Source organism: Brevibacillus sp. FIR094 (genome assembly GCF_050477165.1).
Lineage (GTDB): Bacteria > Bacillota > Bacilli > Brevibacillales > Brevibacillaceae > Brevibacillus.
Genome location: NZ_JBEAES010000002.1, coordinates 205,108 through 225,981, shown reverse-complemented (window position 1 = coordinate 225,981; position 20,874 = coordinate 205,108). Strand labels below are relative to the sequence as shown.

Genomic DNA, 20,874 nt, shown 5'->3' with positions numbered 1-20,874 from the left:
TGGACCACGTGAAGAAAATTGGAATCATAGCGAACAAAGGAAAACCCGAAGCACGTATCGTTGCACGGGAACTGCTGTATTTACTTGAGGACAGAGGGGCACAGGTATTCCTGGATGAACATGTCGCATCAGATGTAGGACATCCAGAGCTTGGCACATCTGTAGAAGAGATGGGGAAGCAGGCAGATTTGGTTTGTGTATTAGGGGGCGATGGCACGCTACTCAGAATTGCTCGCCAGCTTGCCGGACACTCGATCCCGATCTTTGGAATTAATTTAGGCACGTTGGGCTTTTTGTCGGAAGCGGAACCGGAGCATCTGCCTCAGGCTGTTGACAATCTCCTATCTGGAAAGTACGACATTGAAAAGAGAGCGATGTTGGAAGCTTGTTTGGTGCGAAAAGGAACCACATTGGGGACATACACGGCCATGAATGATATAGGGATTGCAAAAGGGTCATTTTGCCGAATCATTCAATGTGCGGTCTTTCTCGATGATGAATACGTCGCGACGTTCAGCGGAGATGGTGTCATTGTCTCTACGCCAACAGGATCAACGGCATACTCACTCTCTGCAGGCGGTCCTATAGTGGCGCCCAATGTGGACATGCTATTACTGACGCCAGTGGCTCCGCATTCCTTGACGGCCCGACCAATGGTACTGTCAGGCAATCAAACGATCCGGGTCGAAGTGGATGCCATACATCAAGAGATGGGACTGTCCATTGACGGGCAGTTTGGTTATCGACTCGAGGGCGGCGATCAGATTTACATTAAAAAGTCACCGTGTGTTACTCCGCTGATTAAGTGGAAAAAAGGTGGCTTTTTCGAAGCAATACGAACGAAATTACAAGGGGAATGGGAGTAATCCATATGAACAAAGGGCAACGACATATTCGAATTCGGGATATCATCAGCAATCAAGAGGTGGAAACACAGGATGATCTGGTGGACCGCTTGCGGATTGCTGGCTTTAACGTAACGCAAGCGACTGTATCCCGAGACATCAAGGAACTACACTTGGTAAAAGTGCCGCTCCCTGATGGACGATATAAGTATTCAATGCCTGCTGAACAAAAATTCAATCCACTGCAAAAGCTGAAACGCATGCTTGTGGATTCCTTTATTAGCATTGACCAAGCTGATCATTTTATTGTACTGAAGACACTTTCGGGACATGCGAATGCGGTAGCTGAACTGATTGACAATCTTCCGTGGGAAGAAATCATGGGGACAATCAGTGGCGACAACACCATCCTGATTATTTGCCGTTCCAAAGAAAATACCAATGAAGTGACAAAACGCTTAATGGAAATGTTGTAGAAGGTGGTCGCTTGCGATGCTAGTAGAACTCTCGATCCGAAATTTTGCCATCATCAAATCAGTGACGGTCTCTTTCCAAAAAGGCCTAAATATCCTGACAGGGGAGACTGGTGCCGGTAAATCCATCATTATTGATGCGCTAGGACTGTTGTTAGGAGGACGGGCTTCGGCTGATTTTGTCCGTTACGGAGAGCCGCGTGCAGAAGTGGAAGGACTGTTTGAATTGCCGCCTGGTCATCCTGGACTTGACGTTTGTAAGAATGTCGGTGTCCAGATTGAGCAAGACGGAATGCTCGTGGTACGCCGAGATATATCGAATCAAGGGAAGAGTATCATTCGAATAAATGGCCAGCTCGTAACTCTCGCTATGCTGCGTGAGTTAGGGCCATGGCTGGTTACGGTCCATGGACAACACGATACGCATATGCTGATGCAGTCAGACAAGCATATCAATTGGCTCGATGCATATGGGGAGGGCGCATTAGGATCTGCGAAGCAAGAGTACGGTACCCTGTATGCTGCTTACCGCAAAACAAAGCAAGATCTGGAGCGTATGGCACGTAATGATCGGGAGCTGGTACAACGCATCGATCTATTGCAATATCAGCTGGATGAAATTGAGGCGGCAACTCTCACGCCTGGCGAAGACGAGAAGCTCATGCAGCAGCGGAAAAAGTGGATGAACATTGAAAAAGTTTATTCAACGATTCAAGATGCATACCGAGCATTGCATGGTGACCAAAAGGGCATGGATTGGTTAGGGCATGCGATGGGAGAGCTTGAGCGTGGTGTGAACTACGAAGAACAGATCGTTCCGATTTTGGAGATGGTCCAATCGGCATACTACCAGATAGAAGATGTGGTACATAACCTTCGTCAATTGTCGTACCAAATGGAATTTGAACCGGAGCAATTGGCAGAAGTAGAGCGTCGTCTTGATCAAATCCAGTCGTTAAAACGCAAGTATGGCAAAAGTGTAGACGATATTTTGGAGTACGCTGCCACGATTCAGGATGAATTGGATGACATGCATCACTACGAAGACCGCCTACAGCAGGTGGAAAAGCAATTGCAGGAGTTTGCAGCCGATTTGGCAGTGGAGGCATTGGAGTTGTCGGTCATTCGTTCCGAATGTGCAGGACAACTCGCACAAGAAATCGAGCAGCAGCTAAAAGAACTGCACATGGAGCGTGCTCGTTTTGCCATCGACGTCAGGCAGACGCCAGATGATGATGGGGTAGAAATCGACGGAATCAAGCGATTCGTAGATGCAAACGGAATGGATCAGATCGAGTTTTTAATCTCACCTAACCCGGGTGAGCCATTGCGTCCTTTAGCGAAGATTGCTTCTGGCGGGGAGTTATCTCGTGTCATGCTTGCCATTAAAACGATTTTGGCGGGCACGGATCAAGTGGAGACCCTTATTTTTGATGAAGTCGACACAGGTGTCAGTGGAAGAGCAGCTCAAGCGATAGCAGAAAAGCTCGCCCGAGTCGCTGGGCAACGCCAAGTCCTGTGCATTACGCACTTGCCCCAGGTAGCATCCATGGCAGACGCGCATTTTCTGATCAAAAAGGAAATGAGCGAGAATGAAACGGAGACGCGGGTCCATCGGTTGTCTGATGATGAACGAGTAACGGAGCTGGCTCGCATGCTAAGCGGGGCAGAGGTAACAGCGAAAACAGAAGAACATGCACGCGAGATGATCCTTCTCGGCCGTGAACGAAAGACTGTCAGCTAATGTAAGTTGGCAGTCTTTTTTTCGTTAATTAGAGTACAGCAATGGCCTCCTGTGGGCTTGGTGAAGCTTGGTTTTCTAATGTTCAGAGTGGGTTATTTTCCTGACATAATCCGCTTGGCTGGTGGCAACATTAAAGGTACACAAGGTGGAGGTGTCCCTCATGACCGCTTGCGGTCAATCAAAACGGACCTGACCGTTTTGTTTTGTAGGTGTAGGTAGGGAACGGTAGGAGTGATTACTGGTGATCCGACAAAACAAAAGAAAATGGATGGGAAGTCTCCTTCTCCTCATCACGGCGCTTGTCGTGAGTTCCACCCCGTTCCGCGATCTGTCCTCCTTTCCCCGTGAATTGCGTTTGATGGAAGGGTCCCTTGAGCAACTGCGGGTCTCTGTGCCGGTAATGGGCACGCTAATCAATAGCAATCCTGATATTTTGCACGTTAACGGGACAGAGGCGCGTGAGGTATCCGTTGATTTGAGCAGGCCTATGTCCGTTGAACCGCGTAGGGCTGGGGAAGCCCAATTGCAGGTGAAGTGGCATAACATTCCGCTGACTGCTGTAAAAGTAAATGTATTGCCAGATCTGCGGTTGTACCCTGGTGGACAGTCAATCGGGGTGAAGCTGCAAACAGCGGGTGTTTTGGTTGTCGGTCATCATTTAGTTGACAATGGTAAAAACAAGTTTTCTCCAGGTGAACAGGCAGGTATACACGTCGGTGACATGATTATCAAAATGAACGACATGTACATCAATGACATGAACGACGTAAAGAAATTGATTAACGAAACGGGGAAAAAGAATCATTCCGTTCAATTGCTTGTCGTTCGTGGCAAGGAAAAGCTTTCGCTCACTTTGCACCCGGCAAAAGACAAAAAAGACAGTGAATACCGTATGGGTCTCTATATTCGGGATTCAGCGGCAGGAGTAGGGACACTGACCTTTTATGATCCGAATTCCAAAGCGTACGGGGCATTAGGGCACGTCATTTCCGACGTTGATACTGGTCAAGCCATTGTCGTAGGAGATGGCCAGATCGTGCAAGCAAGTGTCACATCGATTGAAAAAGGACAAAGTGGCAACCCAGGGGAGAAATTTGCACGTTTCTACAATGAAAGTGAAGTTCTCGGAAATATAACCAAAAATACCCCTTTTGGCATTTTCGGCAAAATGAAGGACGAGCCCAAACGCAGCTATTACCAGGAGCCGTTACCGATCGCTCTTGCTGAGCAGGTAGAGGAAGGGCCAGCCAAAATTCTTACTGTCGTGGAAGGCCAGAAGGTAGAAGAGTTCGATATTGAGATCGCAAACGTGGTCAAGCAGCATTTTCCTGCAACCAAAGGGATGATTATTAAAGTCACGGACAAACGCCTTTTGGAAAAGACTGGTGGTATCGTACAGGGGATGAGCGGCAGCCCCATCATTCAAAAAGGCAAGATCGTCGGTGCTGTCACGCATGTGTTTGTCAATGATCCTACTTCGGGATATGGCTGCTACATTGAGTGGATGCTTCAGGATGCTGGTGTGAATGTGCGGGGTACTGCCGAATCTCGAACCAATACAACCAAAGCTGCTTGAATGAAGTGCCGTCACGCGAACGAAGCGAGGCGGCTTTTCGATTTTTGCAGTCCTTTGACGAATCGATTGGGAATGAATGGATTCTTTGTCGAAATATCAGTTATATCATTCAATCTTTCGTCATTGGCAGGAATGGAATTTGCTTTGTCGAATAATTTTTGTAGAGAAAAGATGGTAAGGACTAATCCTTTTAGATTTGTTAACTTCTAGAACGCCACCTTCTTTCCAAAAGACCGTCCATTGTTAGGAGGAACGACCTTGAGCAAGATTGAAGTGTTGTTGGCAGATGATAACCGTGAATTTGTAAATCTGTTGGAAGAGTACATCAGTAGCCAGTATGACATGAATGTTGTGGGTGTTGCTTACAACGGCAATGAGGTAGTCCGACTGCTGCAGGAACGTGTACCCGATGTATTAATTTTGGATATCATCATGCCACATCTGGATGGCTTGGCTGTTTTGGAGCAAATTCAGGCCATGCGCTTAAGTCCTCAACCTAAAATTATTATGTTGACTGCTTTCGGGCAGGAAGAAATTACGAAGAAAGCAGTAGAACTGGGAGCAGCATACTACATTTTGAAACCGTTTGATATGGAGGTGCTGGCACAGCGCATCCGCCAAATCATTACAACCAAACCTGCCTCGTCTTTTGTTTCTTCTGTGAAACCGCAAGCTACCTTGCAAATCCGCGGACGTAATTTGGACGCGAGCATCACCAGCATCATTCATGAGATTGGAGTTCCTGCTCATATCAAAGGATATTTGTATTTGCGGGAAGCGATTACAATGGTATATAACGATGTCGAGCTGCTCGGTTCGATTACCAAAGTCCTGTACCCGGACATTGCCAAGAAATTCAATACAACCGCTAGTCGTGTAGAACGTGCCATCCGCCATGCGATAGAAGTAGCGTGGTCCCGTGGTAATTTGGACTCCATCTCCAGTTTGTTTGGTTATACGATTTCCAACACCAAGGCGAAGCCGACCAACAGTGAGTTCATCGCGATGGTGGCGGACAAGCTGCGGATTGAGGCGAAGATTAGCTAGGGTGTAGGCGTAGCAAAAAGTAATTAATAAGAAAATAACCAATACAAAGGACACTAGCTATAGGTAGTGTCTTTTTGTATGGTGCAAATGTCCGTAGATTTTATTAATTTAGAACAATTTCAGTCGGATTCGTTCTTCAACATCACCTATTGAGTTTAAGTAGGCTGGTTTTCGTCAAAGGTATCTAACCATTGAAGGAAAAGAGATCGCCAATACAGGTATAGATTGTGAAACCTGTCTTTTTTATGCCGACGTTTCAGGAATGGATATGAAAAACTCAACAAAAATATCCAACCAATTAAATCAAGGGATAAATACACTGGACCAAGCTTTCATGTCTGATTTATCCTGTCTCATTCCCAATGGTCATTACATTGCAACTCTGCTGAAGGTGTATCCTAGGATGAAAAGAGAGGCGATTACCCTCTTATCCTTTTTATCGATGGATGAGTCATTCGCCAGTAAGAAACAAATCGATAAACTTTTCCAAGTATTAACCTGATGAATTGGCTAAACTTAGACCTGTCTCGGGGCAAGAAGTAAGCCAAGGTATTTTAACCCTGGCTTTGATTATCATTACACAATTTTTAATAGAATCACAGAGGTTACTTCGATGTTTCTGTAGCTGGTGGTTGCTTAGGACTTGCTTCTGGATCATTTTTATATTCAAAGACCATTTCGGAAGTACTACTTAATCCGGTTTGTTCCATACCTTTACTCGTCAAGGCGATTCTGCCAAATGCGGTAACAGTGGGAGGAATTGCTCCATCTGGTTTGATAATGGACACAGAAATAGAGTTAACTTCCTCTTTCTTGTCTTTGGCTAAGGTCCGAGTATTTTCCACGAGAGCACGTAATTCCTTTTCATCATTGGACTCGGTTGACAAAGCAACGAACCACATTCCAGTACCTTCGTCAAATCGATCAATGGCTAATACATAGGCAGGTAGCCAGTACTTCAGGTGTGTTTGCCGTTTCACTACAGGCTGGAAGGATTAGTGCTAGTGCAAGTATTAAGGCTAGTCTAAATTTCAATAAAAAAAGAACTCTTTCCGGAGGAACTGAACCGATGTGTCTGGAATTATTCGTCATGATAAAAGAAACACCGGGATTTGAACCTAAGCCGCTACTTTCCCCTTATGTTTTGACAGGCAAACTGTCTCGGGAAAAATGCCCTCATTTTTTCAAGCATTTTCCGAAAAAACAGGCATGGTGGGTGACAACCGAAGAGGGTTGCGCTTGCAGATTTAGCATTTCCAAGCATCCTGATAAAGTAAAACTCGGGATGTACCCAGAAGAGGAGAGGCCTCGTTACTATCAAGAACACGTAGAGGACTATCAAAAAAGAATGGGCAGAATGATGCATCTACGTGCTTGGTGCGAGGAGCTACTTGATCACGACAAGACGCAGGTTGAACTGTATGGTCTATGGATAGGTGAGAAATTCACAAGAAGAGAACCAATTTACTCGACGATTGAGAACCTCTTCTCACCAATAAAGTTTCGTTTAGATGAGCAACATTACATCCTGACAAAATGAACCACTTGATAAGAAACTGCCATAGTCACTTGCGAGATTTTGATCCTCCTATGTAAAATAGAAAAGCATACGATACAAATACATACTACTAAGAGAGGTAGGTGCTGTGAAAGTGCGCAATTTGGATGAAATTCTCGCATTTAACCATGAATTTGTGGCGAATCAAGAATATGAAAAGTACCAAACCACCAAGTTTCCTGATAAACGATTGGTCGTGCTATCTTGTATGGATACCCGTTTGGTTGAACTGCTGCCGAAAGCCATGAACATGCGCAATGGGGATATTAAGCACGTAAAAAGCGCCGGGGCAATCGTGTCCCATCCTTTTGGGAGTATCATGCGTAGTATTCTTATTGCGATCTACGAATTGAATGCCGAAGAAGTGATGGTCGTCGGGCATTATGACTGCGGAATGAGTGCGATAGACAGCAAACGCACGATGGAGAAGATGCTGGAGCGAGGAGTCTCGGCTCAAACGTTTTCCACGCTTCAACATGCAGGGATTAACTTACATAAATGGCTGCACGGATTCGATCGTGTAGAAGAAAGTGTGAAAAATAGCGTAGAAACGATTAAAAATCACCCACTCCTCCCACCGAATGTGGAGGTGCATGGCTTACTCATTGACCCGGTGACGGGAAGATTGGACGTTGTCGTGAATGGGTATGAGCGAATGAAAGACAGTGAGTGATCCTAACCTTGCTCCCATTTCAAGAAAGACATTTCTCCACAAAGTCACGAAATGGGTAGGGGGATTAATTGGTCTCGGTATAGCGGCTGGCGTGTACGGACATGTTTGGGAACGAAAAACACTTGATGTCGTGCGATTGTCCATCACGATTCCGGGATTGCCAGAAAGCTTTAAGGGGACAAAGCTCATTCAATTCAGTGATGTCCATCTCGGTCATTATTTTGAACCGAAAGAGTTGGAGTCGGTTATTGCCTTGATTCAGAGCGAAAAACCGGATTTGATTTGCTTCACAGGGGATATCGTAGATGAAGTGACGCGACCTCTATTCGCCGCCGTTCCCCTTTTCAATCAGCTCCTAGCCCCATTAGGCAAATTCGCCGTTTTGGGCAACCACGATTATCGAGCTGGTGAACAACAAAAAGTTCGAGATGGCTTAGTCGCGTCTGGATTCGAAGTGTTGGATAATCGGCATGTTGTTGTGCAAAAAGATGACCAGCAGTTATACATGGCAGGGGTCGATGATGTTTTCTATGGCGTACCTGATCTTCCGCGGGCGTTAGAAAATATCCCGCCGGAGGGCAGCGTGATCTTGTTGGTGCATGAGCCTGATTTTGCTGATATTGCGTCAGAGCATCCTGTGCATCTCCAACTGTCCGGCCACAGCCATGGCGGACAAGTGCGCTTACCCTTCATTGGTCATCTCTTGGCGCCGCAATACGGGCGTAAATATGTACAAGGACTGTATCAGGTAGGTGACATGGCTGTGTACACTAACAGAGGGTTGGGTACGACGATCTTACCTGTTCGTTTATTTTGCCGCCCAGAGCTTACGGTACTAACACTACAATAAACTTTTGTTAATAATGTTCCTTAATCCATTGGACGAATTGCTGGAAAGCATCGTCCTCTTTTTTTGGATGCAGGTAGGCGATGAGTGTAGGGCGTACTAATTCGCCGTTTGCGATATCGTAGGCAACCAATCTTCCGGTTGCTAGCTCTTGTTGTATGGTTCTTTCCGGAAGGATCGTGATCCCTAGCTGACGTTCGACCATTTTTTTAACAGCATTGAAGCTGTCCAATTCCATAATAATATTCGGAAAAACTCCCTGCTGCGCCAGATAGCGGTCAATCCGTTGGCGATAAGGAGCGGTGTGATTCCCGAACACAATCATTTCCTCGGTTCCCCATGCCTGAAAACCTGGAAACCCGCTTGCCCAAGGATGGTTGGGCGCCATGACGAGTAGGAGCCGATCGCTGGGAAGGAATTCTTGATGGATGTGCGGGTGATACATTTCACTCCCGAGAAAGGCAATATCGGCCGTTCCGGTTAGCAGAGCACTGAGGGACTCCTCATACAACGTAGAGCGTACGTAGCAGGTGAAGCCCGGATGAGCAATGCGGTACTCCCCAATTAGTCTTGGCAGCTCATAGGCGACAAAAGCTTTTCCTGCGACGATGTTCATCGATTGGCGCTGTTCTTTCTCTTGGATAAAGGAGCGCATTTGCTCCACGATATTTGTAGCTACTGGTAGCAATCGACGTCCTTCGCCTGTAAGACTCACTCCTGAAGCAGTACGAACAAAAAGCGCACTCCCAACCTGGCGCTCTAGCTGCTTCAATCGGTGCGTAAGTGTTGATTGCGCCAAAAATAACGCCTGTGCAGCGCGATTAATCGATCCATGCCGAGCAATCGTCAAAAATACCTCAAGACTTTCTCGATCCATTGTGAGTTGCCCCCTATTCAAATTCTCGATAACTAGTTATCTGTATTCTATAACAAAGATAACAAACATTGGAATATGATAGAGGCAGGAGGTGTTCCTGATGAAGAATGAGGAGATCAAACAAGCTGTTCAAGCGCAATTTGGAAAAAATGCAGAGCAATACGTGCAAAGTAAGACGCATGCAAAAGGCAGCGATCTGGAACTGATGGTAGAGTGGATGCAGCCAGCAGCGAAGTGGCGGGCACTGGATATCGCCACAGGGGGCGGGCACGTAGCGAGGACATTGGCTCCATATGTGCGCTTGGTCGTCGCCACGGATTTGACTCACCCGATGCTCATGGCGGCGGCTGCGGCCAATGATATAGCACTTGTCCATAATGTGATGTATGTTCAGGCTGATGCAGAATCTCTTCCGTTTCTCGATGAATCATTCGAGATCGTCACATGCCGAATCGCGGCTCATCATTTTCTGGATCCGACTGCTTTTGTTCGTGAGGTGAGGCGCGTGCTTTCGCCTGGCGGGTTGTTTCTCTTTATCGACAACGTTTCGCCTGATGAGTCGTCGCTTTCGGCATTCATAAATGAAGTAGAGAAAACACGCGATCCTAGTCATGTTCGCTGTCTTTCCGTAAGTGAATGGCGCACTTTGTTTGAAGCGAACGGCTTGACTCCACAAAAGCAGCAGGAACGCAAAAAAAGATTTGAATTTTTACCATGGGTTCAGCGCACTTCCGAATCATCTGAGCAGGAGGCGGCCGTTGAAAAACTGCTGCTGAACGCTACAGACGAACAAAAGGAATATCTAGGACTTACCACAAAGGAAGGCAGAGTAATGACCCATCAGATTGACGAGTGGATGGTTCTGTGCAAAAAAAGAGGAGGGCAAGAAGACGATGACAAAAAAGCATGAATGGATTGGACTCGATCATGTACAATTAGCAGCACCAGCAGGAACGGAGGACGTAGCCCGCAAGTTTTTTGGTGAGCTTTTGGGAATGCCGGAGGTTCCAAAGCCAGAGAAGTTACTTGTCCGAGGTGGTGTATGGTTTCAATGTGGCGCTCAAATGATTCACATAGGCGTAGAGGAAGGATTCATTCCCGCGAAAAAAGCACATCCGGCGTTCCTTGTGCAAAACATTGATTCGCTGATGGAGCATCTGCAAGCAAATGGGGTATCGTATCGGATTGACGAAGAAATTCCTCACCTTATCCGCTTTTTCACAGAGGACCCATTTGGAAACCGACTGGAGTTCATGGAGGCGAAATAGGAATGACAATTGATTTTCACGCGGTGAAGAACCAGTCGAGCTATACGGGGAGAACTGCTGATGATTCGTGGAGTCAGACGATCCTGTCACTCGTCAATCCCGAGGGAAAAAACGTCGTGGATATCGGTTGTGGCGGTGGAATTTACAGCAAGGCCTGGGCTGGGCGCTGCTTCTGTCACAGGCATTGATTTTTCCCAGGTGATGGTAGAAGCGGCGAGAGAGCAATGCGCTGACGATCCGAAGATTTCATTTGCACAGGGGGATGCCCGCGCAACAGGCTTGCCGAGTCAGTGTGCGGATATTGTATTCGCTCGCGCCTTGATCCATCATTTCCCCGAGCAAGACTTGCAAAAGTTTTTTAAAGAAGTTAACAGGCTATTGGCACCAGGGGGAGTATGCTTAATCCAAGACCGGACGATGGACGATGTCAAAATGCCAGCATCGCCGACTCATTTTCGCGGTTACTTCTTTACCCGGTACCCGCGCTTACTAACGATCGAACAGACACGAAGACCGGATGATATAGCGGTACAGAACACCATGAAGCTCGCGGGACTTGAACAGGTGAACAAGAAGACGCTATGGGAGACAAGACGTGAATATAATAGCTGGTCTGAATTGGAAGCTGACTTGCTTTCAAGAAAAGGCCGCTCCATTCTGCATGAATTAACCGATTCGGAACTAGAGGACCTCATTCACACCATCCATGATCACGTAGCCGGGCAAGAAAAATGGAATGAGCAAGATTGCTGGAGTATATGGATAGGTAGCGTAACATGTGGCACAATAAAAGGGGAATAATTGTGAAACTTTTTGTTCACAAATTTGGATATGCTTGTCTCATAATACGTGAAGCTATATAATGGAATTGCCATTGTATTCCGGTTTGCGTCATCATGGTGAAGGAGTTGTCGTTTATGAAAATCGTTTTATTTGACATCCTGATGTTTATCTTCACATTCTTTATTGCTTGGGGCTGTTTGAGTTCCATCAAAGCGAAAAACACATTTGCAATCTTATTTGGCTTTGTATCTTTGATGGTTTTCCTGTTCGCAGATGGTTTGATCATTTACTACCTGGTCAAGGGTGCGTAGATGAAACTGAAAACGCTTCGCTTAAAAGAGGTTGTGCATTTGATGCACGGCTTCTTTTTTTTGCATGTAGAAAGGAAATATTTAGCATACTAAGGGCGGAGGTGGAAACGTGGGCAAACGAAAAGGTTCTGCAGCACATTCATACACGGCTGTCGTAGCAGCTGATCTGAAGACAAAGCAGTTGTGCAAACGTCTCCATTCCCATCATATTGCCATCATTGATCATCCGGACGTTGATGAGATAGCAGCACAGTCCTTGCTAGAAAAAGGGGTAAAAGTCGTTCTCAACCTTTCGTCATTCATGACGGGGCAATACCCAGCTGAAGGAGCTCGCCAACTTTTAACTAACGGAGTCACACTCTATGAGGCACTAGATGTAGATGTGTCGGATTCGTTCGTGGAATGGATCGAGGGCAAGTATGCAACGATACGTGAAGAAAATCTGTACATCCTATTGGAAGAGAAGTGGGTCCGTGTATGTAGGCTGCAACAGGTGACGGTTCCAGCTATTTTGAACCGATGGCATGAAGCGCACGATAAGTTGGATGACACGCTCTCATCGTTTATTGACAATACACTTTTGTACGCTAGCAAGGAAAAAGACCTATTTTTAAAACCACTTTGCCATGTGCGATTACATACAAAAATGGAACAGCGACATGTCGTTGTCGTCGTTCGTGGGAAACACTACAGAGAGGATTTACTGACGCTGTCTTCCTATATTCGGGAATATCGACCTGTTTTGATTGGTGTCGATGGCGGTGCAGATGCCCTCATGGAAGCAGGGTATCGTCCAGCTCTGATTGTGGGAGATATGGACAGCGTCTCAGACAGAGCGCTCCAAAGCGGAGCGGAGATCGTCGTACATGCTTTTGTGGATGGGACAGCACCTGGAACGACTCGTGTAAAAGCACTCGGTTTGCCTTATCATGTATTGCCGGCACCTGGTACGAGCGAAGATGTGGCGATGCTGTTAGCGTACGAAAAAGAGGCTGAACTGATCGTCACGATCGGTGCCCATACAAATATGATTGATTTTCTGGAAAAAGGCCGCAAAGGTATGGCGAGCACGTTATTAGTCCGCACGAAGATCGGGACAAAGCTAATTGATGCCAAAGGAGTCAGTCATCTCTATCGGCCGAGCGAATCATGGAAGCTGTGGGGTTGGTGTATAGTCGCTATGCTTCTCCCTATTTCAGCCGCGCTCGTCATTAATCCGATCACCCGTCATGCTGTCCAGATGATTTGGACCCAGTGGCGGACTTGGACATTATGAACAACGCACTTTCATGGAGGTATACATGATACCCTTCCGCTATCATTTGATTTCTCTGGCTGCCATATTTGTTGCCCTTGGGGTAGGTATCTTGTTAGGAGGGACGGCAGGCCATTCATGGATAACACAAGGCACAAAAGGCATTCTTTCCAATATGGAAGTAAAGTACGATCGCGCCCTCAAAAGCAACCATGAATTAAGGCAGCAAATGAATCGATTGCTCAAGGAAGTTGCGCGCAGCAACCAAGAAGTCGTCCAGCTCATGAGCATACGCTATGTGGATGAACTTGGAGGACGCAAGGTGTATGTTTGGCAGGAGGATGGCAGCGTTGCTGAACAGATTCAACAACTGATGCATTCGGTAGGCATGGAAGTGGTTTCGTATCGAGAGGGAAACAATTGGGAAGATGGGGTGCTTTTAGTGGTAGCTAGGCAAGCACCGCCTTGGCTACGGGAAAGACAGGTGAATTCCTGGATTCAGGTCGTAGAAGTGCCTGACTCTCCTGCAAAACAATGGGCACTTTTGGAGCAAGTGCAAAATAGATTGGCTGAGAGGAAGGGCTCGCGTGAAAAAAGTTAGCGTCGTCATCCCGGCGTTCAACGAACAGGCTTCCATCGGTGATACACTCCGGGCCATCCGTGAACGTTTTATTTGTGATGAACTGATCGTTGTTGATGATGGCAGTATAGATGAGACGGCACACATCGCAAGCAAGTGGGCGGATACGGTGATTCGAGCGCCGCGTAATCAAGGGAAAGGGGCAGCTGTTCAACTGGGCTGGAAGAGCGCCAGTGGGGATGTGGTCATGCTTCTCGACGGTGATTTGCGGGACAGCGCAGCGGAAGCCGCACATTTAGTTACGCCGGTGCTACAAGATGTGTGTGATATGGCGGTAGCTGTTCTTCCACCTCCGACAGTGAAAGCAGGGCTCGGATTAGCAAAAGGCTTGGCCCATCATGGCATTCGGATGTTGACAGGCTTTGAAGCAAGAGCCCCTTTATCGGGACAACGGGCAATACGTCGCGAGCTTCTTGACCGATTGGGGAGCCAGGATAAAGGATTTGGCATAGAGGTGGGGCTCACTGTCGATGCTTTGCGGGCAGGGTATCGTGTAGCAGAGGTCCCTGTCTTTTTTTCGCACCGTGAAACGAAAAACGATTGGTCAGGCTTTTGCCATCGTGGGAAAGAGTTTGTCGCAATTAGCCGAACGCTATGCTGGAAATGGTGGGAGGGGCAGGAGTGGAAACGAAAATCATGATGCTCTTGATGCTTGTCGCGGTTGTTTTTCCGCTGGTGCTTGACCGCCAGCTTCATAAAATCGGTATACAAAAGCTCAAAGCCCTGGAGATGAAAAGATTCAATTACGATAGAGAGCTAGTACTAACAGCAGGGGGGCTTATCCTCGTATGTTCGAGTGCTATAACCGGGATCGTGCTGATCGGAATCCTTTTGCTCAGAGGGACCAAAAGTGAGATTCTCCTGCACGGCTTTTTATTTCTGGCAGGCATGATCACAATGGCCTTTTGGGGATGGCGTGACGATTGCGCATCAGATCGGGATGCAAAAGGCTTTCGTGGACATTTCGGTGTGTTATGGAGAGAGAGGCGAATGACCAGTGGTATGTGGAAGCTGATAGGCGGGACAAGCACGGCTTTTTGTCTTTCCTTCTTTCTTTCGAACTCGTTGTGGGCAGGTATTGTTTCCTTTGGTTTACTTGCTCTCTCCCCCAACATCATTAACTTGTTTGATTTGCGGCCTGCACGTGCGATCAAAGTGTATTGGGGCCTGACATTGCTGGTAGGGACCATTGGCATTTGGACAATAGGAGCCAGTGCGGCGGTGGCAAGCTGGATTTTTTTGATGCCTATTTTCATGGCGAGCATACTTATGTTTCCTCATGACGCTGGAGGCAAAATCATGCTAGGAGATACAGGGTCGAATGCCTTGGGGTTTGCAGCAGGCTTTTCCTTTGTCATCGGGACACCGATTTATGTACAGGCGAGTATGCTCGTGCTGTTCTTGTGTCTTCAGGTTGCGGCAGAATTTTGCTCGTTTTCCCGTGTCATTGAACAGGTTGGTTGGCTCCGTCTACTCGATCAATGGGGGAGAGTTGCAGAAGCTGAAAATAAAAAAAACCAGACTGGCTCGTCCGGTTTGGTCTAGTCCTCGTCATCAGGTTCAGGAACCATGAAACGGGGCTGTACGCGATTTTTTTTGCGTTCGTGATGGAGAATAAATCCGGCAATAAACCATACAGGGATGGCGAAAGCCAGTATACCTAGAATGAGTTTTCCCCATAAAAATCCAACATCTGGAGAGGCAGAAAAGAAGAATGCGTCACGGATTAACTTGATGCCGTACATGGCAATTGCCGCCGGGATTACCATAATTAAGAGTGCAATGATTTTCTGAAAAACCAAGGGTTTTTCACCCCTTTCTCGATTGCGTAAACGACTACAACAACTACAATACGGTCTTTTCATCATATCGGATGCGAACAGCCTTGTCCACCGTACCTATTGCACATGAACGAGCGCACGTTAGGGAAGAACGCCTGTCCATCAACGGTTTGTTGGAGTACAATGGTAACGAGTAAGATCGTAAAGAGGTTGTTCAAAAAGTGAGGGGTCTCTCGCATGCACAAGCTGCTCATCGTTGGTGCGGGACGTGGTGGAACAGCACTCCTGCGGATGCTAAACCAGATGGACCGATTACAAGTCGTTGCTGTCGTCGATCAAAGGCCGGACGCTCCAGGTATACTGCTGGCCCAATCATTGGGGATTCCGGTCGATCAAGATTATCGGCCTTATTTGGATGAGGATCTGGATGTCATTTTAGAAGCTACAGGGGACCTGGGGGAGTATGAGCATCTCAGGCAATTAAAGAAAGGTAAGACGGTGCTCATCCCAGGAACGTTTACGAGAATCGTCATGAAATTGATTCGGGAACGCGATAAACTGATTGCAGTCTTGATGCAAAATCAGCGAGAGCGCGAAACGATGCTGAACTCCACACATGACGCGATTATCGGGGTCAATCGCCAAGGAATTATTACGTTGTTCAACAAAGCTGCAGAGCGATTGATGGGCATCGAGGCGAGCGAAGTGCTGGATACAAAAGTTTCGGAGCGTATACCGAATACTCGGTTACATATTGTATTAAAGACAGGCTCTCCCGAATTAAATCAGGAGCAAGTCTTGCCGAATCAGACGCGGATTATTACAAACCGCGTGCCCGTTCGCAATGATCGAGGAGAAGTTGTCGGAGCTGTTGCCATATTCCGTGATATTACAGAAATCATGACGTTGGCAGAAGAAGTGACGAACTTGAAAGATTTGCAGAGCATGCTACAAGCGATTATTCAATCATCGGACGAAGCGATATCAGTCGTTGACCAATACGGGAATGGACTTTTGATCAACAAGGCCTACACAAGGCTTACGGGCTTTTCGCAAGAGGACATCATCGGGAAACCAGCGACGGTAGACATTTCCGAAGGCGATAGCATGCACATGCAAGTCCTCAAAACGAAGAAGGCAGTGAGAGGCGTCCCCATGAAATTGGGACCAAAACGCAAGGACGTCGTGGTCAATGTTGCACCGGTTGTGGTCGATGGGGAGTTGAAAGGCAGTGTTGGCGTTATTCACGATGTCTCTGAATTCAAGCGCCTGACAGAAGAGCTGGAGAGAGCTCGTCGTATCATCCGTAATTTGGAGGCAAAATATAGCTTTGCAGACATCATCGGCTATAGTGAGCCTATGCAGCAAGCAATTGAGCAAGCCAAAAAAGCGGCGTCAACCCCAGCAACAGTCCTTCTTCGTGGGGAATCGGGAACGGGGAAAGAACTATTTGCCCACGCCATACATAATGAAAGTGAACGAAAGTACAACCAATTCATTCGGGTCAATTGTGCAGCGATCTCAGAGAGCCTGCTGGAAAGCGAGCTTTTCGGTTATGAGGAAGGTGCGTTTACAGGTGCGCGTCGAGGAGGAAAGCGGGGGCTGTTTGAGGAAGCGAGCGGTGGAACGATCTTTTTGGACGAGATCGGCGAGCTGTCCATGAGCATGCAGGTCATGCTTTTGCGCGTCCTGCAGGAGCGAGAGGTTGTACGAGTCGGTGGAACGAAGCCGATCAACATCGATGTTCGCGTCATTGCGGCTACCCATGTGAATCTGGAGGCTGCGATTGGAGCGGGACGTTTCCGTGAAGACCTGTATTATCGTCTCCACGTCGTGCCGATACATATCCCTCCACTTAGACAGCGCTTGGAAGATATTAAGCCGATTGCTATGCATCTGCTACGAAAAGCCAATCTGGAGTACGGAAGAAATGTAGAAGAGCTGCATGAAGAAACAATGCAGATGCTTCTGTCCTACCACTGGCCAGGCAATGTACGTGAGCTAGAGAATGTACTGGGCAGGGCGATGATTCATATGCGGATCAACGAGCGAATCATTTTGCCGGAGCATTTACCCCCACTGGAAAGAAGGATTGTTTCGACCAAAAAGGAAGAGGCCCAGCATGAGGGTTCCACGGGAACCACGTTAAAAGAAGCTGTGGAGAAGGCAGAACGTCAGCACATATTGCGGGAACTGACAGCAGCCAAAGGCAATCGCACCCTTGCAGCCAAACGCCTCGGAATCGCGATTCGCAGTTTGTACTACAAGATGGAAAAATTGGGAATCATGGATGTGCAGGAAGAGTAATGAAGTAACCGTGCAAAATATTGCACGCAAATCTTTGCGCGTATATGCAAAAAAATGCAGACTTGACGTCGGGATACTCATTCCGCGTTCTTGTAAATAAAGCGCTTTCATGAGTTTGGTTTTATTGGCATGACTTTTGCATATACCTCTTGACGGGAAATTCTCCAAATGGAGCCCACTGTTACGCTAGCTTACCTAAGCGGAAAACGAAAGATACTAGGGAGGTTTCTTCAGTGAACATCTTTGACTACATGCAAAAGTACGATTACGAGCAATTGGTATTTTGCCAAGACGAAAATTCCGGTTTGAAAGCAATTATTTGCATTCATGATACGACATTAGGACCAGCACTCGGCGGTACACGCATGTGGCCGTATAAAACAGAAGAAGAGGCGATTGTGGACGTACTGCGTCTCGGTCGTGGGATGACTTACAAAAATGCAGCAGCAGGACTGAACATCGGTGGTGGTAAAGCAGTCATCATCGGTGATCCACGCGAGCATAAGAGCGAAGAGCTGTTCCGTGCTTTCGGTCGCTATATTCAAGGGCTGAATGGCCGTTACATCACAGCTGAGGATGTAGGAACAACGGTAGCAGACATGGATATGATCCACTTGGAAACAGATTTCGTCACAGGTGTTTCTCCAGCATTCGGTTCCAGTGGCAACCCATCCCCAGTAACAGCTTATGGTGTTTACCGTGGAATGAAAGCTGCGGCTAAGTTGGCTTTCGGTTCTGACTCTCTCTCCGGACGTGTGATTGCCGTACAAGGTGTAGGTAACGTAGCGTACAATCTGTGCCGCCACCTGCATGAAGAAGGCGCGCATTTGATCGTAACGGACATCAATCAAGAAAACGTAGATCGCGCAGTGAACGATTTCGGTGCCAAAGCAGTAGGCGTAAACGAGATCTTTGGTGTAGAGTGCGATATCTTCTCTCCATGCGCATTGGGTGCAATCATCAACGATGACACCATTCCACTTTTCAAAGCAAAAGTGATTGCAGGTGCAGCTAACAACCAGCTGAAAGAAGAGAGACACGGCGACCAAATTCACGAAATGGGTCTCATCTACGCCCCAGACTACGTGATCAATGCTGGTGGTGTAATCAATGTGGCAGATGAGCTGCAAGGCTACAACCGCGAGCGTGCACTGAAAAAAGTAGAAACAATCTATGACAGCATCCTGAAAATTTACGAAATCGCTGAGCGTGATGGCATGGCTTCCTACCAAGCTGCTGACCGCATGGCGGAAGAGCGCATTGCAAGTGTTGCAAGATCACGTAATACTTTCCTGCAAAACGGCAAGACTGTTTACAAGCGCTAATCTCGTTTCTTCTATAAAGTTCATACTCCTGACCGCTCTTCTAAGGGGGCGGTCAGGGATACATAAACCGTTTTCTTTGAATATTCATATTCTCGTAAATAAGCAGGTTAGCTTTCCGAATGAAAGGAGAGATCGTGGTGTCTCAAGAGTTTGATTTAGTCGTCCTCGGGGGAGGTACCGGCGGTTATGTAGCGGCAATCCGCGCTTCCCAATTGGGAATGAAGGTAGCAATCGTGGAAAAAGAAAAGCTCGGTGGTACTTGCTTGCACCGTGGTTGCATCCCGTCCAAAGCGTTATTGCGCAGTGCAGAAGTATTCTCCACCCTGAAGGAAGCTGACAAATACGGAGTCTCGGCAGGTACTGTAGGCTATGACTTCACAAAAATACAAGAGCGAAAGCAAGGCATTATCGACCAACTTCACAAAGGGATTCAGTACCTGATGAAAAAAGGCAGCATTACTGTCTTTGAAGGCTTTGGAAGAGTGATGGGACCTTCCATTTTTTCTCCGCAGGCCGGTGCTGTGCGCATTGAAAAGGAGAACGGGGACCAAGAAATGATCGTTCCACGATTCCTTTTGCTGGCAACAGGTTCTCGACCACGCACACTTCCTGGTTTGGTCATCGACGGCTCATATGTGGTAACAAGCGATGAAGCGTTGCAGTGGGAGCAATTGCCTGCCTCTGTTGTCATCGTTGGTGGCGGTGTCATTGGAATTGAGTGGGCTTCCATGCTCAATGATTTCGGTGTGGAAGTAACGGTTGTGGAGTACGCCGACCGTATTTTGCCGTTTGAGGATGAAGAAGTGAGCAAGGAATTGGCTCGTCTGTTGAAAAAGCGGAAAGTCAACATCGTGACGGGAGCAAAGGTGCTGCCTGAATCGTTGGAAAAAGGGGAAGGCAAAGTCTCTATTCAGGCGGAAGTCAAGGATGGAGTCCAAACCCTTGAAGCCGAAAAGGTACTCGTATCAGTAGGACGCCAAGCGAATGTAGAAAACATCGGTTTGGAAGCGACAGAAATCAAAGTCGAGCGTGGCGTAGTTGTGGTTAATGAATTTTTCCAGACCGCAGAGCCTCATATTTATGCGATTGGTGACGTGATTGGCGGTCTGCAATTGGCGCATGTTGCTTCGCATGAAGGAATACTCGCGGTAGAGCATATGGCTGGACAAAACCCGCACCCGATGGATTACACCAAGGTTCCGAAATGTACGTATAGCAGACCTGAAGTCGCAAATGTCGGACTCACTGAAAAAGAAGCAAAAGAACAAGGCTACGATGTGAAAATCGGCAAGTTCAGCTTTAAGCCGCTGGGCAAAGCACTGATCCACGGTGAGAATGACGGCTTTGTGAAGTTGGTCGTTGATGCCAAGACCAATGATTTGTTAGGGGTTCACATGATCGGTACACATGTGACAGATATGATTTCCGAAGCGGGCTTGGCTCGTGTACTGGATGCGACTCCGTGGGAGATCGGACAGACGATTCACCCGCATCCATCCTTATCCGAAGCAATCATGGAGGCAGCGCAGGCTGTCGACGGAAAAGCGATACACAATTAGCAAGG

Annotated in this window: 22 protein-coding genes; 19 read left to right on the top strand and 3 right to left on the bottom strand. The window is 47.3% G+C overall.

The genetic code is table 11. The annotated features are described in order from the left end of the window. Nucleotides 1-8: 8 nt before the first annotated feature. The 5 genes from ACQ5DJ_RS02345 (at nucleotide 9) to spo0A (ending at nucleotide 5,685) form a co-directional block, all read left to right on the top strand. Entirely contained in the window at nucleotides 9-866 is an 858-nt protein-coding gene (locus ACQ5DJ_RS02345; protein ID WP_429841010.1) for an NAD(+)/NADH kinase, read from the top strand. A gap of 5 nt (nucleotides 867-871) precedes the next feature. Continuing rightward, complete coding sequence (gene ahrC / locus ACQ5DJ_RS02340) at nucleotides 872-1,321, top strand: transcriptional regulator AhrC/ArgR (RefSeq protein WP_017248017.1); 450 nt, start codon at nucleotides 872-874, stop codon at nucleotides 1,319-1,321. Between the two features lie 16 nt (nucleotides 1,322-1,337). Then, nucleotides 1,338-3,062: a DNA repair protein RecN gene (gene recN / locus ACQ5DJ_RS02335; protein ID WP_429841009.1), complete on the top strand. Its 1,725-nt coding sequence runs from the start codon at nucleotides 1,338-1,340 to the stop codon at nucleotides 3,060-3,062. A 241-nt stretch (nucleotides 3,063-3,303) separates the two neighbouring features. Beyond that, nucleotides 3,304-4,638 (top strand): SpoIVB peptidase, encoded by a 1,335-nt coding sequence (gene spoIVB / locus ACQ5DJ_RS02330; protein WP_069844632.1) that lies wholly within the window; start codon nucleotides 3,304-3,306, stop codon nucleotides 4,636-4,638. 258 nt (nucleotides 4,639-4,896) lie between these two features. Beyond that, nucleotides 4,897-5,685, top strand: coding sequence for a sporulation transcription factor Spo0A (gene spo0A / locus ACQ5DJ_RS02325; protein ID WP_007720793.1), 789 nt, complete (start codon nucleotides 4,897-4,899; stop codon nucleotides 5,683-5,685). 605 nt (nucleotides 5,686-6,290) lie between these two features. Here spo0A and ACQ5DJ_RS02320 read toward each other — a convergent pair. Then, a complete protein-coding gene (locus ACQ5DJ_RS02320; RefSeq protein ID WP_429841008.1) occupies nucleotides 6,291-6,665 on the bottom strand; it encodes a hypothetical protein in 375 nt (124 codons plus the stop codon). 89 nt (nucleotides 6,666-6,754) lie between these two features. On the opposite strand from ACQ5DJ_RS02320, the gene ACQ5DJ_RS02315 reads away from it, so the two are divergent. The 3 genes from ACQ5DJ_RS02315 (at nucleotide 6,755) to ACQ5DJ_RS02305 (ending at nucleotide 8,766) form a co-directional block, all read left to right on the top strand. Beyond that, the gene (locus ACQ5DJ_RS02315) at nucleotides 6,755-7,225 is read left to right on the top strand and encodes a hypothetical protein (RefSeq protein WP_429841007.1); all 471 of its coding nucleotides are present in this window, start codon (nucleotides 6,755-6,757) and stop codon (nucleotides 7,223-7,225) included. Between the two features lie 112 nt (nucleotides 7,226-7,337). After that, nucleotides 7,338-7,916 carry a beta-class carbonic anhydrase gene (locus ACQ5DJ_RS02310; RefSeq protein WP_173620346.1) on the top strand — a complete coding sequence of 193 codons (579 nt, stop codon included), beginning with the start codon at nucleotides 7,338-7,340 and terminating at the stop codon, nucleotides 7,914-7,916. Then, nucleotides 7,909-8,766: a metallophosphoesterase gene (locus ACQ5DJ_RS02305; RefSeq protein WP_429841006.1), complete on the top strand. Its 858-nt coding sequence runs from the start codon at nucleotides 7,909-7,911 to the stop codon at nucleotides 8,764-8,766. Before ACQ5DJ_RS02310 ends, ACQ5DJ_RS02305 begins: the two co-directional genes overlap by 8 nt. Nucleotides 8,767-8,773: 7 nt before the next feature. Here ACQ5DJ_RS02305 and ACQ5DJ_RS02300 read toward each other — a convergent pair whose 3' ends face one another. Beyond that, complete coding sequence (locus tag ACQ5DJ_RS02300; RefSeq protein WP_429841005.1) at nucleotides 8,774-9,640, bottom strand: LysR family transcriptional regulator; 867 nt, start codon at nucleotides 9,638-9,640, stop codon at nucleotides 8,774-8,776. Nucleotides 9,641-9,740: 100 nt separating this feature from the next. Between ACQ5DJ_RS02300 and ACQ5DJ_RS02295 the strand changes: the two genes are divergently transcribed. The 8 genes from ACQ5DJ_RS02295 (at nucleotide 9,741) to ACQ5DJ_RS02260 (ending at nucleotide 15,442) form a co-directional block, all read left to right on the top strand. Further along, nucleotides 9,741-10,550 carry a class I SAM-dependent methyltransferase gene (locus ACQ5DJ_RS02295; protein WP_429841004.1) on the top strand — a complete coding sequence of 270 codons (810 nt, stop codon included), beginning with the start codon at nucleotides 9,741-9,743 and terminating at the stop codon, nucleotides 10,548-10,550. After that, nucleotides 10,534-10,908: a VOC family protein gene (locus ACQ5DJ_RS02290; RefSeq protein WP_429841003.1), complete on the top strand. Its 375-nt coding sequence runs from the start codon at nucleotides 10,534-10,536 to the stop codon at nucleotides 10,906-10,908. Before ACQ5DJ_RS02295 ends, ACQ5DJ_RS02290 begins: the two co-directional genes overlap by 17 nt. Nucleotides 10,909-10,968: 60 nt before the next feature. Beyond that, nucleotides 10,969-11,709, top strand: coding sequence for a class I SAM-dependent methyltransferase (locus ACQ5DJ_RS02285; protein WP_429841002.1), 741 nt, complete (start codon nucleotides 10,969-10,971; stop codon nucleotides 11,707-11,709). 116 nt (nucleotides 11,710-11,825) lie between these two features. After that, nucleotides 11,826-12,002 carry a DUF2759 family protein gene (locus tag ACQ5DJ_RS02280; protein WP_144616167.1) on the top strand — a complete coding sequence of 59 codons (177 nt, stop codon included), beginning with the start codon at nucleotides 11,826-11,828 and terminating at the stop codon, nucleotides 12,000-12,002. A gap of 109 nt (nucleotides 12,003-12,111) precedes the next feature. Next, nucleotides 12,112-13,278: a putative cytokinetic ring protein SteA gene (gene steA, locus ACQ5DJ_RS02275; protein WP_429841001.1), complete on the top strand. Its 1,167-nt coding sequence runs from the start codon at nucleotides 12,112-12,114 to the stop codon at nucleotides 13,276-13,278. 25 nt (nucleotides 13,279-13,303) lie between these two features. Beyond that, entirely contained in the window at nucleotides 13,304-13,858 is a 555-nt protein-coding gene (locus tag ACQ5DJ_RS02270) for a copper transporter (RefSeq protein WP_429841000.1), read from the top strand. Beyond that, on the top strand, nucleotides 13,845-14,537 hold the full coding sequence (locus tag ACQ5DJ_RS02265; protein ID WP_429840999.1) for a glycosyltransferase family 2 protein: 693 nt from the start codon (nucleotides 13,845-13,847) through the stop codon (nucleotides 14,535-14,537). Before ACQ5DJ_RS02270 ends, ACQ5DJ_RS02265 begins: the two co-directional genes overlap by 14 nt. Then, nucleotides 14,519-15,442: a UDP-N-acetylmuramyl pentapeptide phosphotransferase gene (locus ACQ5DJ_RS02260; protein WP_429840998.1), complete on the top strand. Its 924-nt coding sequence runs from the start codon at nucleotides 14,519-14,521 to the stop codon at nucleotides 15,440-15,442. Before ACQ5DJ_RS02265 ends, ACQ5DJ_RS02260 begins: the two co-directional genes overlap by 19 nt. Here ACQ5DJ_RS02260 and ACQ5DJ_RS02255 read toward each other — a convergent pair. Further along, on the bottom strand, nucleotides 15,439-15,699 hold the full coding sequence (locus tag ACQ5DJ_RS02255) for a DUF2627 domain-containing protein (protein ID WP_409178564.1): 261 nt from the start codon (nucleotides 15,697-15,699) through the stop codon (nucleotides 15,439-15,441). The genes ACQ5DJ_RS02260 and ACQ5DJ_RS02255 overlap by 4 nt on opposite strands. Before the next feature lie 216 nt (nucleotides 15,700-15,915). On the opposite strand from ACQ5DJ_RS02255, the gene ACQ5DJ_RS02250 reads away from it, so the two are divergent. From ACQ5DJ_RS02250 to lpdA, 3 genes are all read left to right on the top strand, one after another. After that, on the top strand, nucleotides 15,916-17,985 hold the full coding sequence (locus ACQ5DJ_RS02250) for a sigma 54-interacting transcriptional regulator (protein WP_429840997.1): 2,070 nt from the start codon (nucleotides 15,916-15,918) through the stop codon (nucleotides 17,983-17,985). A gap of 233 nt (nucleotides 17,986-18,218) precedes the next feature. Further along, a complete protein-coding gene (locus ACQ5DJ_RS02245; protein ID WP_429840996.1) occupies nucleotides 18,219-19,310 on the top strand; it encodes a Glu/Leu/Phe/Val dehydrogenase dimerization domain-containing protein in 1,092 nt (363 codons plus the stop codon). 137 nt (nucleotides 19,311-19,447) lie between these two features. Then, the gene (gene lpdA, locus ACQ5DJ_RS02240; RefSeq protein ID WP_429840995.1) at nucleotides 19,448-20,869 is read left to right on the top strand and encodes a dihydrolipoyl dehydrogenase; all 1,422 of its coding nucleotides are present in this window, start codon (nucleotides 19,448-19,450) and stop codon (nucleotides 20,867-20,869) included. Nucleotides 20,870-20,874: the final 5 nt, after the last annotated feature.

Excerpts from the sequence above, each read along its gene's own strand:
- ahrC (WP_017248017.1), top strand. The coding sequence starts at position 872 with ATGAACAAAGGGCAACGACATATTCGAATTCGGGATATCATCAGCAAT.
- recN (WP_429841009.1), top strand. The coding sequence starts at position 1,338 with ATGCTAGTAGAACTCTCGATCCGAAATTTTGCCATCATCAAATCAGTG.
- ACQ5DJ_RS02315 (WP_429841007.1), top strand. The coding sequence starts at position 6,755 with ATGTGTCTGGAATTATTCGTCATGATAAAAGAAACACCGGGATTTGAA.
- ACQ5DJ_RS02300 (WP_429841005.1), bottom strand. The coding sequence starts at position 9,640 with ATGGATCGAGAAAGTCTTGAGGTATTTTTGACGATTGCTCGGCATGGA.
- ACQ5DJ_RS02295 (WP_429841004.1), top strand. The coding sequence starts at position 9,741 with ATGAAGAATGAGGAGATCAAACAAGCTGTTCAAGCGCAATTTGGAAAA.
- ACQ5DJ_RS02290 (WP_429841003.1), top strand. The coding sequence starts at position 10,534 with ATGACAAAAAAGCATGAATGGATTGGACTCGATCATGTACAATTAGCA.
- ACQ5DJ_RS02285 (WP_429841002.1), top strand. The coding sequence starts at position 10,969 with ATGATTCGTGGAGTCAGACGATCCTGTCACTCGTCAATCCCGAGGGAA.
- ACQ5DJ_RS02280 (WP_144616167.1), top strand. The coding sequence starts at position 11,826 with ATGAAAATCGTTTTATTTGACATCCTGATGTTTATCTTCACATTCTTT.
- ACQ5DJ_RS02270 (WP_429841000.1), top strand. The coding sequence starts at position 13,304 with ATGATACCCTTCCGCTATCATTTGATTTCTCTGGCTGCCATATTTGTT.
- ACQ5DJ_RS02250 (WP_429840997.1), top strand. The coding sequence starts at position 15,916 with ATGCACAAGCTGCTCATCGTTGGTGCGGGACGTGGTGGAACAGCACTC.